Source organism: Akkermansia sp. NBRC 115031 (assembly GCF_030268505.1).
GTDB classification, from domain to species: Bacteria; Verrucomicrobiota; Verrucomicrobiia; order Verrucomicrobiales; family Akkermansiaceae; genus Akkermansia; species Akkermansia massiliensis.
The window spans coordinates 22,547-37,318 of sequence record NZ_BSQU01000001.1 but is presented as its reverse complement, the minus strand read 5'-3'; the positions used below and the strand labels follow the sequence as shown (position 1 = coordinate 37,318).

Genomic DNA, 14,772 nt, shown 5'->3' with positions numbered 1-14,772 from the left:
TGAACATGCATGCGGTTCGGCTCCCTCATCCGGTAGAGCTGATCCGGGACGAGGGGACGGCAGTGGAATATAAATATACCCAGGCAGTCCCTTTCCCTGGGAAGAAGAGAAGACGGCGGTTGCTTATCCTCCGGAGGGGAACCTGAGGAAGCCGCCCTGAAAGCTCAAAAAGGACGCCGCGGCAGATGATCCGCACCGGAATACAGGCCGGAACGTAAAAGAAGTCCGGTTTGCTCGTTGACAGTCAATCCTTCCAACGCTTCTGGCCATTGAACGGCATTAAGACAATCTCCCGCATGTTGTAACCTACTTGTAACTTGCCAAATATTTTACATGGAAGTAGTCTGGTTGAATGAACAGAATCTTTTCCCTGCTTTTTCTGGCGGGAGGCTTGCTGGCTTCCGGAATGCCGTGCCCGGCAGCCGCTTCCACTCCACCACAGCGTCAGGACGGCCCGTCCGCCCATGCCGATGACAAGGGAGGACTTCCGGAAGATTCCTCTTCTTCATCCCAAAAAGGCGCCAAGGATGCGGACAAGGCAACTTCCATCTCCCAGCAGAGGAAGCAGTCCGTTGAGGCTATTGAAAAGCTTTTGGAAAAGAGGTTGTTCAAGAATGCGGCCAAACAGGCTTTAAAACAGCTTGACGAATACGACGACCAGTACAGCGGAGCGGACCTTCTTCTTTATTACCAGGCTTTGACCCGTCTCAATGCCCTGGACGATTCCACGAATCTGGATACCATCCTGCAAGAGCAGATGAAACGCCACGGCGGCAATCCCTATTTCCTGATGGACGCTGCCCATCTGTACCAGAACGCCAGCCATACGTTCAAACTGGTGGACGGCGCCTACATCCGCAGCGCCGAGCCATGGGACGGGGAATATTCCGGGGAAGCGAGGGACCGGGTGGAAGCCCTGCGGTGCCTTTCCAAGGCCATGCAACTGGCGGAGAAGGAAAAGAACATGAAGCTTCTGGGACAACTGCGCTTCATGACGGCTCAGGCGTTGCTGGTGAAAGGCAGCCGCTACAGTTCCCTTTCCCCCTTCCAGGCTTACGCCGCCCTGGGGAACCTCACCAGCCTGAAGGAACTGCCGGGGTACGTCGCCAGGGAGGAAGCCCCCCCGTTCCGGAACGTCGCCACCGTGCCCGTCACGGTCAATGCCAAAACGGGGAAGCCGGAAGTCGTCTTTTACCATGCCTCTTCCTCCTGGGAGACGGCTAAAAACGACGGGGAACGCATGCGCTGGCTGCTGGACGCCGCCATTCAGGCGAACCCGGAACTAGCCAACCAGGTCAACTATTTCACCGCCTCCTGGTGCCACCAGCTGTTCTCCTATTCCAATACGGCTCCGGACCAGGAGTTCGTGTACGGCCCCGGCAACGCGGGCATGGTGGCGGGCATCAACCCGGAGGAATTGAAAACGAACCAGACCGTCGTTAAAACCGACCGGACGGGCAATGGAAAATTCCTGCTCACCACCCTTCCTCCGGATTACGATTTCATCCGGATCGCCGCTGCGGTCCGAGTAACTCCGGAGCCCGATTATTACGTTAACGCCGGCAATCTGGCAGCCAATGAGTTCCTGGCCCGCAACCAGAGGCCCGCTGCCGCGGAGCTTTTAGGCAAAATCCTTCAGACCTGGAACGCACAATCCTGGAATCAAGCGGACAAGGAGGATTTCCTGCACGTTGCGGACAACCTGAAGAAGCGCCTTGCCTCCATCACGGAACCCAACGGAATGTTTGATGCGGATAAAAGAACGCTGCTGGCGGGGGAACCGGTGACGGTCGCCTTCTCCTACCGCAACGCCGCCCAGGCCAGCGTGACGGCCCGCTCCGTGGATATGAAGCGGTGGCAGGAGGAACGCATGGACAAGGTGCAGACCTCCAGCACGCTGGGCAACGCGTACAGGAAAAAGTATTCCAGCCTGGGGACCCTCCTTTTCAATCTGCTGCATGAGCCGTCCTACGCCCGCTATCTGGGTGAAGAAATCAAAGGGGAAAAGGTAGCTCTGGCTCCCGGGGAACGGCACCTGAACCGCATCGCCCAGATTCCCGTGCCCACCCGCAAGCCCGGCTGGTACCTGCTTACCGTCACGCTGGATAACGGCTACCGGTTCCACCGCTTCCTCACTCTGTCAGACATGGTATTGGTGCGCCGTTCCGTGCCGGAAGGCAACCTCTGGTTCCTGGCGGATGCCGGAACGGGAATGCCCGTGGAAGGGGGCAGCCTGCGCCTCCTTCGCTACCAGGAGGATAAAACGCTCCAAAAACACCAGGTGAAGGGAACCACGGACAAGGACGGAGCCATGATAGAAACAATCCCTCCCCGCGGTTCCCGCACTCCTTCTTACAACATGTTCCTGGGCATCGCTTCCAAAGGGGACAGCTATGTGCTGGCGGGAGTATCGGATTACGGCTGGGAATCCGGCAATTATCTCATGGATACGGCAAACAAGGCCTCCGACCCCTATTCCTGCTTCTTCTTGGAAAGCCAGCCCGTATACCGCCCCGGACAGACGGCCCGGTTCAAGGGCGTCCTCTTCCGTCCGGACATCGCAAATCCCGGAACGAAGGACTGCGCCGGAAAAAAGCTGACGCTGACCATTACTTCCCCAACCGGGGATGAGAGCGTTTTTCCGCCAAAAACCGTCACGACGGATTCCACCGGCTGTTTTGAACTGGAACTGCTCATTCCTGCGGAAGCTCCGCTGGGCCAGTATGGAGCCAAGCTGAAGCTGCATGATTCCGCGGACCCGGATTTCCGGCTGTATGCCCCTCTCTTCCGTATGGAAGAGTACAAGAAGCCGGAATTCTCCGTCAGGATGGACGCCCCCTCCAGACCCATCCGCCTGGGCCGGCCCATTCCCGTCTCCATTCAGGCGGACTATTACGCGGGCGGTCCCGTAAGCGAGGGGAAGGCCACCATTACGATCACCCGGACACTGGGAGCGGATGTCTGGACGCCCTACTGGAAATGGAGCTGGCTGTACGACAGGTCTTTCAGTCCGTATTACATTCCCTTTTCTCCGGATGCCCCCCTGACCGTCCTGGAAAAGACGGTGCCGCTGGATAAGGACGGAAAAGCGTCCGTGGAGCTTTCCACGGCGCAGGACGCCCGGGATTTCGCATCCCAGAACATCACTTACCGCGTCTCCGCCAGCGTGACGGATGCCTCCCTGCGGGAAGTTTCCGCTTCCGGGCAGGTCATCGCCACCTTCCGCCCGTTCAACATCTTCACCGCCCTGAACCGCGGCTACGCCCCCACCGGAACGCCGGTGCAGGCCTCTATCACTGCGGCCACGGCGGACGGCGCCAAGATTGCTCACGCCAAGGGAACCTCCGTTTTGCAGCATATCCGCGCGGACGGCAGCCGGGAGGCTCTGGAAACCTGGAATATCACCACCGGAAAGGAAGGGGAAGCCACCCTGTCCTTCCAGACCAGGGAATCCGGCCTGTATGCCCTTTCCTCTACCCTAGAGGACGAACACGGCAACAGGGTGGAAGAGTCCTTCCAGTTCCTTTCGTACGGCAAGGGCAAACAGAATCCTTTTAAAATCAATCCCCTTTCCATCACTCCGGACAAGAAGGAATACGCTCCGGGAGATACGGCCAAACTGCTCCTCGCCTCTGATTATCCGGACGCCCGCGTCTGGACCTTCCTGCGCAATTCCTGGAAAGACGAGTCCCGCAGCCTGGTCCCTCTGGACCGGCAAACCGCCCTGGTGGAATGCCCCCTGACCCGGGAAGACATGCCCAACATGGGCGTGAACGCCTTCACCGTCAGAAACGGGGAACTTCACACGGCTTCCGCCGAACTGCTGATTCCGCCAGCCAGCCAGATTCTGGCTCCTTCCGTAACACCGGGCAAATCCCAATACCAGCCCGGTGAAGAAGGGCGAGTAACGGTTCAGGTCAAAGGGCCGGACGGCAAACCCGTCAGGAACGGCATCGTTACCCTGGCCGTCTATGACAAGGCTCTGGAATATATCGCACGCCCCAATATTACGGACATCGCCAAGACCGTATGGGGGAGCCTGAACGAAACCGGCTTTCTCAGCCTGAAAAAAATGACGGCCGCCGGAACGCAGCAGGACCGCGGCCCGGACCAGCCCTACTTCCAATCCCTGCTCTACAGTGACTACGGCTATCTGTTGCGGAGGGAAAAAGGAGCCGTCAACGGCTTTGCTACCGCAGGAGTCAGATCCGGTAATTATGCTATCAGCGGAAAAGCCGCAAGCCGCGTATTGGCTGAAGGAGCGGCAGTCCCCGCCGCCGCACCGGTTCCGGTCATGCAGCAGATGGCTGCGGATGAAGAAAGCGCAGAAAGTGATTCCTTTGCAACCGGACAGGGAGACGCAGACGTGCAGGAGAATAGTTCCCCGCACATTCAACTGCGCACCAATTTTGCGGACTGCATCAAGTGGTGCGGCACGCTCAGGACGGATGAGGAAGGGAACGTTACCGTTCCTGTGGAGATGCCGGACAACCTGACCACCTGGAAAGCCGCCGCCTGGGCCATCACCCCCGGATTGCAGGTAGGGCAGGCTTCCGCGGAATTCCTGACCACGAAGGACTTCATGGTCAGCATGCAGGCCCCGCGCTTCTTTGTGGAAAAAGACGTAGTGATGCTCAGCGCCCTGGTCCGCAACCGGACGGACAAGGCCGTCCGCGCCCGCGTTTCCATTTCCCTGAAAGACGGTTGCCTGGAACTTCTCCCGGCTGACGCTCTGGCCGTAAAGGGGCTCGTCGCAGATACGGACAATTCCGCCGTGCGGGAAGTGGACGTTCCCGCCCAGGGGCAGGCAGTCGTCAACTGGTGGACCGCCGCCATCAGGGAGGGAACCGCCGCCGTCGCCATGGAGGCGGCGTCCGGCTCCACCGGAGACGCCATGCAGATGAACTTCCCCGTGCTGGTGCACGGCATGAAGCAGCTCCATGCGGGGAGCGCCGTGGTGCTTCCCGGAGAACAGGAGCAGAAACTCTCCATTTCCCTGCCGCAGCAGCGGCGCAGGGAGGAAAGCGAGCTGGTCGTCAAGGTTTCCCCCAGCATCGCCCTCAGCATGGTGGAAGCCCTGCCCTACCTGGCGGAATACCCCTATGGCTGCGTGGAACAGACGCTCAACCGCTTCCTGCCCGCTCTCGTCGTGACGGACGCGCTCAAGCAGCTCGGCCTGAATCCCGGCGCGGCGCTGGAAAGCCACCGCAATCTGAATCCCCAGGCCATCAAGAACAAGGCCTTCCATGACAGCGTCATGAAGAAGCTGGAACGCAATCCTGTTTATGATGAAGCCGCGCTGAAGAAGATGGCCGCCAAGGGAATCTCCTCCCTCCGGGAGAAGCAACTCTCCAACGGTTCCTGGGGATGGTTCGGAGGAGCCAGCGAGGGAGACCCCGTCATGACGGCCCATGTGGCCCACGGCTTGAAGATTGCTTCAAACACGGTCAATGTCCCGGATGGGATGCTTTCGGGAGCCGTCCGCTGGCTGAAAAACTATCAGGAAAGCCAGGCAGTTCTTCTTGAGAAAGGAGACGAATACCGGAAACTGGAAAAACTGCCGGACGGGCCGAAGAAGAAGGAAGCCATCCGCAAGCTGGGGGATTACCGCCTGACGGCCTCCGCCACGGACACCCTTGTTTATTCCGTTCTGGCGGAATGCGGCGTCAAAAACCTGCCCATGGAACGCTACCTGTTCCGCGACAGGCTGGAACTTCCCGTCATCAGCCAGGTTCAACTGGCGGAAATCCTGCTGGACGCCCACCGCATGGACGACTTCAAGAAGGTAATGCCCATCATTTCCCAGTTCCTCCAGCAGGACGACTCCCTGCAAACCGCATGGCTGCGCCTTCCCAATGAAGGCTACTGGTGGCGGTGGTACGGCAGCGGCGTAGCCACGCAGGCCGCCTACCTGAAACTGATGGCCAAGAGCGACCCCGGCAATCCCGTCACGGCGCGCCTGGCCAAATGGCTGCTCAACAACCGCGCCAACGGTTCCTACTGGGACTCCACCAAGGATACGGCGGATTGTCTGGAAGCCCTGTCCGCCTACCTTCTCCAGACCAGGGAAGGCATGGAGGACATGGAAGCGGAAATCCTTTACGACGGCGTTCCGGTCAAAACGATCGCTAGTACGAAGGAGACCCTGTTCACCTTTGACAACGCCTTCCGCATGAGCGGGAAAGACCTGGCGGACGGCAGCCACGTCATCACCATCCGCAGGAAGAAGGGCAGCGGAAACATTTATGCCAATTCCACCCTCAGCTACTTCTCCCTGGAAGACCCCATTCCCGCCGCGGGGAATGCCGTCACCGTGGAACGCTCCTACTACCGCATCCGGAAGGAAACGGTGAAGGACGACTCCGTGAAGGACACCCAGACGGATGCCGGAGAGCTCGTCTCCCAGGGCAAGGACGTGACCCGCCGCACGCTGTTGAAAGACGGAGACGTCATCGCCAGCGGCGACATTATTGAAGTGGTGATGACCGTGAAAACGAAGAACGACGTGGAATACCTCATGCTCCTGGACCCCAAGCCCGCGGGATGCGAATCACAGGAAACCACCAGCGGCTACGCCTGGATGGGGACCGTATCCGGCTACAAGGAAATAGGGGATGAAGAAATACGCGTCTTTCTTTCCTCCCTGCCCATGGGACAATACCAGATCAGCCACCGCCTGCGCGCGGAACGCCCGGGACGCTTCAGCGCCCTGCCGGCCGTCATTGAAGCCATGTACGCGCCGGAACTCCGCGGCAACAGCAAGGAACACAAAATCGGCATCTCCATGCCTGCCGAATAGGAGCCCGGCCACCCGAAGGTACCCCGATTAAAAACGCCTGCATCAGCGCCCCCGTAAAGGAACAGGACTTCAGCCAGGGTCTTCTTATTCCTGTTCCGCCTCAAATCCTGCCGCATGGAGTTGAGGCGGAAAGCGGGCAATACCGCCACTCCCGCCCCATAGGAGCCGATGCAGTTTTGGACGAACGTCAGGTCAATCATTTTCCCGTTAAAATCAAATGAAGACGGAAACCGGACCTGTCCGGCGTCAGGGGGAAAAAACCGGAGAGCCATACCTTCCCAATTCCCCGGATGAGCATGCCCCTCTCCCCGCCTGGCCGTTCTCTCCGGGGCTGCGGTTCCGCGCTAAAAACTCTTGCAATCCGTCCGCGGAAGCGGAGAATGCGTTGCCCGCTGCGCAGCGGGCCGTACCATGGAATCCGGAACCCTGAAGGGACATATCGCGATGGGAGCGGCGGCCGTTATCTGGGGCCTCATGTCTCCGGTCAGCAAACTGGTCATGCAGCCGGGGGAAGTCAGCTCCGCTTCCCTGGCTACCTTCCGCCTGCTGGGAGCGGCCATCCTGTTCTGGCTGGCCTCCGCCTTCCTGCCCGGGGAAACCATTGCAAGAAAGGACCGGCTGACCCTGTTTTACGCCTCCCTGTTCGGCATCATTTTCAACCAGATGGCCTTCACGGTGGGCGTGGGATTCACCTCTCCGGCGGATGCGGCCATCATCACCACCATTACGCCGGTACTGACCATGATTCTGGCGGCCTTCGTCCTCCGGGAAATGATCACGGGGAAAAAAATCATCGGGGTCTGCGCCAGCGCCATCGGAGCCATTCTGCTGGTTTCCGGCAGCGGAGGGCGTGCGGCGGCCCTGCCGGGAGACAACAACCTGCTGGGGGACATCCTTTGCCTGGCCTCCCAGTGCAGCGTAGCCGTTTACTTCGTCTTCTTTAAAAACCTGATCGGCAGATACTCGCCCGTCACCCTGATGAAATGGATGTTCACCTACGCCGCCATCGCCTGCCTGCCCTTCACCTTCCGGGACGTGGTTTCCATCCGTTATTCCGCACTTCCCATGCAGACGTGGCTGGGCATTGCCTACGTGGTGGCATTCGCTACCTTTGTAAGCTACATCTGCCTGTCCTTCGCACAGCAGCGGCTGAAACCCACCGCGGTCAGCATGTACAACTACTGCCAGCCGGTGATTGCCTCTTCCGTAGCGGTGCTGTGGGGGATGGACCACTTCGGCTGGATGAAAACCCTTTCCGTCCTGCTGGTTTTCACGGGCGTGCTTCTGGTCACCAGAACCGGAAAAAAGACCGCCGTTCAGGAGCCGTAAATAATCGGGAACTTCAGAAAACGGCCTTCTACAGCCACGCAGGAATGAACACACTTGTTTAGGGAGGCGGGGCATTCCCGAAAAAACCACTTGGTGAACTCCCTTCTGGGAAGAAGGTCCTCCCGGTCCCTACGGACGCCGGGCGGAACACAGCAAAAGAAAATTCCCCTCCACGAAGGGGCGGAAAAGCTCCCGTCCAAAAACCGGAAGCCTTCCTTCCCAGGCAAAAATCCGCGGATACAAAAAAAGGCATCCCTCCCTCAAAGCTAAAACGCCACTAAAGCCCCTGACACTCCGTGATCTCCCATCCCCCTCCCGGCAGCCCTGAAAAAATAGATGGGAAAATACGCCCCGGCAAGGTATAATACGCCCGTAGTCTCCGCCTTTTCCCCTTTCCGGGGAGTCCTGCTTCCCTGCCATGAACCGACTCTTTCTATCCTGGGACAAACCGGCCTGCCGGGCTGTAGCGGAGCGGCTGCTTTCCTTGGGAAACGACTTCCACCGGAATCTGGTGCTGGTCCCCACACGGGAATCCGGCAGGCAATTGAGGGAATACCTTGCCTCCATTTCCAGCGCACAGGCCATCTTCGCCCCCCAGGTTATTCCGGCGGACCAGTTCCCCCGGCTGGAGGAAAAGGAGGAAACGGCTTCCGTCCTGGAAGAGCTGGCCGGCTGGCTCCAGGCGCTGGGAACCTCTCCCCACCGTCTTTATCCGCGCCTGTTCCCCCGGCACATGCCGGAGGATTTTTCCAGCATGCTGGAAATGGCGGGCAGCCTGCAAAGCCTTAAACACGCCATGGCGAACCAGGGCATTTCCTGCGGCATGGCCCAGGATTCCTGCGCGGGCCGTGACGAACGCTGGACGGACATGGACAGGTTGTCGGAGTACTGCACGCAACAGTTGAAAGGCTGGCAGCTTGCGGACAGAACCGCCATGGAGGCGGAAGCACCGCCGCATCTGCTCCATTCCCTGCGGGAAACAGGAGGGCACGTCATCCTGGCCTGCGTAGCGGATGTTCCGCGCCCCCTGCGCCAGGCCCTCCAGCATGCGGAACGCAGCGGCGTGCCCGTCCAGATATGGATACACGCGCCGGAAGAGGAAGCCGGTTCCTTTGACTCCTGGGGATGCCCCCTTCCGGAAGTCTGGACCCAGTGCCCCATCCATATCAGCGACGCCCAGATCAGGATCACGGCCAACCCTGCCCGGCTGGCTGGGGAAACGTGCCGCATGATCGCCCGCACAGCGGAGGGAGCAACGCCGGACGTCGCCCTGGGCGTTTGTGATCCGGACATGAACGTAGCCCTGGATGCCGCCCTGCGGGAATACGGCTGGGGCCTCCACAATCCGGAAGGGAAACCCTTTGCCGGAACCGGCGTCATGGACCTGCTCCGCCACCTGCGGCAGGCGCTGGAAGAAAAGGGCGCGGCGCGGCCCGTCTTCTGCCTGGCGCGTTCCTCCCTGCTCTGCGCCTCCCTGGGAATAGGCAACCAGCAGTACTGCTGCGCCGCGCTGGATAAAATCCAGCAGAAGTTCCTTCCGGAATCGGAAGATTACCTGCTTTCCAGACTGAAGGAATTTTATCCGGCCGCCCTCCCTTCCATCCAGGCCATTCTGGCCTGGCGGAACCGGATGGCGGAACCCGGCACGCTGGGGGAAAGGCTGATGGAATGGTTCCCGGCCCTGGCGAACGCCTACGGTCCGGAAACGGAAGCCATGGAAATGCTCCATTCCTGCCTTTCCGGCCTCATACGCCTTCAGCAACGCTCTACCGCCTTCTCCAGACCGGAGACGGCCCTCCAGCTCCTGATGAAATGCCTTCAGCCGCTGCGCGTCAAAAACAGAAGGAAGGCCCACGCGGCACTGGATTCCCTGGGCTGGATGGAAGTCCACTTCCGCCCGGAGAAACACCTTATTCTGACGGGATTGAACGAGGGGACCGTACCGGAAGGCGGCGTTTCCGACCAGTTCATGCCGGAGGAACTGAGGGAAGCCCTGGGCATCGATTCCTTCAACCGGAAAAAAGCCCGGGACAGCTTCCTGCTGACCGCCCTGCTCCATTCACGGGAACGGGAGGGCAGCCTCACCATCATTCTCTCCCGGACCAGCAGCAAAAACGATCCGCTGACGCCTTCCTCCCTGCTCATGCGCTGCCCGGACGCGGAACTGCCGCACCGCGTGGAACAGCTTTTCCGGGAAATCAGCGATCCGCCCGCACCCCTCCCCTACCAGCGCGGAAGCTGGTACCTTCAGCCCGCAGAAGGCTGGAAGGCCGCCACGGACATCGGCGCGATGGCGCCCGGCTACAAAAACCCGTGGAAGGAAAAAGGGCTGGCCTTCTCCCCTTCCGTCCTCAAAAGGTTCCTGGCGTGCCCCATGCGCTTCTGGATGCGGGAGGCCCTGCACATGAATGAGGAGGAGTTCCTGCCGGACAAGGAGGACATGGCCGTCAACGAACTGGGCACCATGCTGCACGATGTGCTGGAATGCTTCTGCCGGGAACACGCCGCCCTGAAAGACGGCATGGAAGCCGCCGCCCTTCAGGACGCCATCACGGAAATACTGGAACAAACCTTCCGGAAACAATACGGCCCCACGCCCCTCATGCCCCTGCTGCTGCAAAAACGCTCCATGGAGCAGAGGCTTTCCGTTTACGCCGTCCAGCATTTGCAGGACCTTCAGGAAGGCTGGTCCTGCATCGCCTTTGAGCACCAGGTGGAAGACTGGTCCCTGGGCGGCTTCCCCATGAAATTCCGCATTGACCGCATCGACCGCCACGCGGACGGCCGCATACGGGTCATTGACTACAAAACGGGAGCAGCCGCATCCTGTGAAAGAAAGCATCTGGAACCGATCGGGCGCCCGGACGCCCTGTCCCTGCTTTCCCCGGCCCTGCGGCCCTACACCAAACGCCAGAAAAACGGAAGGCTGGCGCACGCGCGCTGGAAAGACCTGCAACTGCCCGTTTACGTGCTGTGGGCCGCGGAAGCCTATGGCGGCCACCCTTCGGCGGCGTATTACGCCCTTCCCGCCAATCCGCTGGACATCGGCATCTCTGCCTGGGACACGCTTCACGACCCCATGCCCGGCTATGAGGAATGCGCGCTGGACAGCGCGCGCGCCTGGACGGTGGAGCTGATGAAGCTCCTTCATGAGGGCCGCGGGCTCATCACCGCGGAGGAACTGGGCTGGAACCCTCCCTCCTACGACGTGTTCAAGGACCTGATGGCCTCCCGGCGTGAAAGCCTGCAGGACCTGCTGGGCCTCAACCTCACCCCCCACCTGCCTTTCTGAGATGTTCTCCCTGACCAACATGCTGATCTCCGCATCCGCCGGAACGGGAAAAACCTACCAGCTTTCCCTGCGCTTCCTGGGGCTGCTGGCTCTGAACCACGGCAGCCACCCCGAACGGCTCATCGCCATCACCTTCACCCGGAAGGCGGCAGGGGAATTCAAGGACCGCATCCTGACGGACCTGGCTGCGGGGGCTACGGACGAGGAGGGGGCGCAACGCCTGAAAGAACAGCTCTGGACGGTCATCAAGGGAACGCCGGGGGAACCCGGCATCTGGCCCGGAGCAACGGAGGCATGGAAGGCGGAAAACCTGCACCGGGAGCGTTTCCGGCATCTGCTGCACATCCTGGTGCAGAACCTGGCGCGCCTCAACCTCTGCACCATTGACAGCCTTTTTGCCCAGATTGCCTCCACCAGCACCTTTGAGCTGGGCGTCAGCGGCTTCAGCATGATTGACACCACGGCGGAGAAGCTGGCGCGCCGCGAAGCCCTGCTTTCCCTGTACCGGGAATGCTCCGTGAACAGGGAGCGGAGGCGGAATTTTGAAGACGCCTTCCTCTCCGGAGCGGACTCCGATGCGGAAGCCGCGGATGCGGAGGATTCCATGATGCGGCGTCTCAACACCTACCACGAACTTTTCCTGGACGAACCGGACGCCGGAACATGGGGAAACCCCGTCGCGCTGGGCTTCACGCCGGAAGAACTGGCCCCCCCCGTTCCCCTGGAACAATTTGACGCCGTCCTGCATGCCGTGGCTTTCCAGGCACAGCAGGCGCCCGCTCCGGAAGGGAAAAACGGCTCCAAAAACAAAGAACTGTTCCTGCGCTTCCTGAACGGTTTCTCCCAATACGCCAGGCTGGGCCGCGTGCGCTTCCGCACGGACGGAGGTTCTTCCTGGAACATCACCGTGGAAGAGGCGCGGGAAAAATTCAAGGACTTCTGGTCCCCTCCGCTGGAAGAACTCATCCAGAGCTGGCTGCGCATGGAGGTCCTGCAGGCGCTGCGCCGCACCCGCGCCACGCACGGACTGATGCTCCTTTTTGAAGGCAAATACTCCTCCCTGGTCCGCAACAAGGGAAGGTTCCTGTTTCACGACGTCACGCGCATGCTGGGCGGGGGAGCCGTCACGCCGGAGCTCAAGAGAGACCTGCAATACCGCATGTACTGCCGCTATGACCATTGGATGCTGGATGAATTCCAGGACACGTCCCAGTCCCAGTGGCGCGTCATCAAGCCTTTTCTGGACGACCTGACGGAATCCAAGGCCGGGAGCGAAGGCAGCATCTTCGTGGTGGGGGACATCAAGCAGAGCGTGTACCAGTGGCGCGGCGGGGATCCGGAGCTTTTCCGCTCCGTTTCCACCCAGCTTCAACTGGAAGAACGCGGCATGTCCACCTCCTACCGTTCCGTCCAGCCCGTGCTGGACCTGGTGAACGACATCTGCGACTACGCCCGGACGGCGCCGGACTGCGAACCCGCCGCCCTGGAACAATGGGGGGAATATCCGGAGCACCGGTGCGCCCCCCATCTGGAAGGCCGGTCCGGCGTCTCCCAAATCTGGCAGACGCCCAAGGCGGAATCCTCCACCGCCAACGACCTGGTGTGCCAGGCGGCAGCCGACATCCTGGAACGTACCGGAGCCCTGCGCCGCGGCCTGGAAACCGCCATTCTGGTCAGCACGAAAAACCAGGCGCTAGCCATCAAGACCTGGCTGACGGACCACGGCGTTCCCGCGGAGGTATGCGACGACGTTCCGGTGGGCGTGGATTCCCCCCTGGGAAAAAACCTGCTGTACTTCTTCCGCTGGCTGCTCATGCCGGGAGACCCCTTTGCCGCAAGCCTGCTCACCCATTCCCCCCTCCGGCCCCTCGTCACTCCGGAACGGCCTGAAGGCATGGACTGGAAGGCCTGGCGCCTCCTGCTGGAACGGGACGGCTACGCCGCCGTCATGGAGGAACTGGAGCGGAGGCTGGCCCGGACGGGAACGGAACTGACCGAATTCCACCGGGACCGCCTGGCCGTCTGGAAGAATGAGGCGGAACAGGTGGACGAGAAGGGCGTTTCCCTGGATGAATGGATCAGGCACATGGAAGACGTGACCCGCCGGGAGGATCCTGCCGGGGGCATCGTCCGGATCATGACCATCCACAAATCCAAGGGCCTGGGATTCGACATCGTCATCCTGCCCCAGATCGGCAGGGACGCCCCCTTTGCAGACGGAAGGCACCTGACCCACTTTGTCAAAAAGAACCGGGAGGGCAGCATAGAAGGAATCGTGCTGGTCCCTTCCAGGCACGTTTACACGAACGTTCCACAGCTCCAGGAGCTTTACCGGGAATGGCGCGCCCAGCAGCAGTTTGACGGCTTCTGCAAGCTGTACGTGGCGCTCACCCGCGCCAAGCGGGCCACGTACGTCATTCTCCCCTACCGGGAAGAAAAAGGTGAAATGACCGCGGATTCCATGTGGAAGGTCGTCCGTTCCGCAGCCCGGTCCTGTGAAAAAGGAACGGAAGACACGCTTCCGGAATCCGGGGCGGAATGCCTGTATTCCTGCGGCCATGGCGGGTGGTACGGAGAATTCACGGAATCCGTACGGGAACGGGCGGAGGAAGACACGCCGGAATGGCCCCTCCAACGACCGATGGTCAGGGAGCGGCTTTCCCCCTCCGGCCTGCCGGCGGCAGAAGACGCGGCCCACGAAGGAAGATATGCCGACGATGCGGAATCCGCCGCATTCGGTTCAGCCGTTCACGCCGTCTTTGAACGGATTACCCGCTGGGATGAATCGGACAAGCCGGAATGGGCTCTTCATCCCGCCACGGAGGCGGAACGCACGGTGGCCGCCTGCATGGAGATTCCCTCCATCCGCGAACTCTTCACCCCTCCCGGAACGGCACGCATCATGAAGGAACAGCGCATTGAAGCCATTGACGGGAACAGTTGGATCTCCGGCGTGATTGACAGGCTGCTCCTTCATGACGGAAGCGCCTGCATCGTGGACTTCAAGACGGACCATGCGAACTCTCCGGAGCAATTGCGGGAACGCCACTCCAACCAGTTGAACGCCTACGCCCGCATCGTGTCCAGAATCACGGGAATACCGCCGGAACGAATCGCGTGCATCATTGTTTCCACCCATTTGAAGGAAACCATCCGCATTTAAAGGAATTTTTTTCCTGAAGGACCGGCAGTTGTCTTTCCCCGCATTTTCCTTGCCGTTCCTCCCTGCGTTCCTATGTTAACGACGGATAATCCCCTATGGAAAAAACCGTTGCCGCGGCTGGAAAACATGCCGCCCCGAAGGCGCGGAAAGGGAAAGGCCGTTAAATAAAAAAGCCGTCCCGCGCGGACG

General features: G+C 60.5%; 4 protein-coding genes. All 4 read left to right on the top strand.

What is annotated here, in order from left to right; translation table 11 throughout:
* Positions 1–352 precede the first annotated feature (352 nt).
* The 4 genes from QSJ36_RS00125 (at position 353) to QSJ36_RS00110 (ending at position 14,583) form a co-directional block, all read left to right on the top strand.
* Positions 353–6,799, top strand: coding sequence for an alpha-2-macroglobulin family protein (locus tag QSJ36_RS00125; RefSeq protein ID WP_285465925.1), 6,447 nt, complete (start codon positions 353–355; stop codon positions 6,797–6,799).
* Between the two features lie 411 nt (positions 6,800–7,210).
* A complete protein-coding gene (locus QSJ36_RS00120; protein WP_285465923.1) occupies positions 7,211–8,128 on the top strand; it encodes a DMT family transporter in 918 nt (305 codons plus the stop codon).
* A 418-nt stretch (positions 8,129–8,546) separates the two neighbouring features.
* Positions 8,547–11,420 (top strand): PD-(D/E)XK nuclease family protein, encoded by a 2,874-nt coding sequence (locus QSJ36_RS00115; RefSeq protein WP_285465921.1) that lies wholly within the window; start codon positions 8,547–8,549, stop codon positions 11,418–11,420.
* 19 nt (positions 11,421–11,439) lie between these two features.
* A complete protein-coding gene (locus QSJ36_RS00110; RefSeq protein ID WP_285465919.1) occupies positions 11,440–14,583 on the top strand; it encodes a UvrD-helicase domain-containing protein in 3,144 nt (1,047 codons plus the stop codon).
* Positions 14,584–14,772 lie beyond the last annotated feature (189 nt).

Excerpts from the sequence above, each read along its gene's own strand:
- QSJ36_RS00125 (WP_285465925.1), top strand. The coding sequence starts at position 353 with ATGAACAGAATCTTTTCCCTGCTTTTTCTGGCGGGAGGCTTGCTGGCT.
- QSJ36_RS00120 (WP_285465923.1), top strand. The coding sequence starts at position 7,211 with ATGGAATCCGGAACCCTGAAGGGACATATCGCGATGGGAGCGGCGGCC.
- QSJ36_RS00115 (WP_285465921.1), top strand. The coding sequence starts at position 8,547 with ATGAACCGACTCTTTCTATCCTGGGACAAACCGGCCTGCCGGGCTGTA.
- QSJ36_RS00110 (WP_285465919.1), top strand. The coding sequence starts at position 11,440 with ATGCTGATCTCCGCATCCGCCGGAACGGGAAAAACCTACCAGCTTTCC.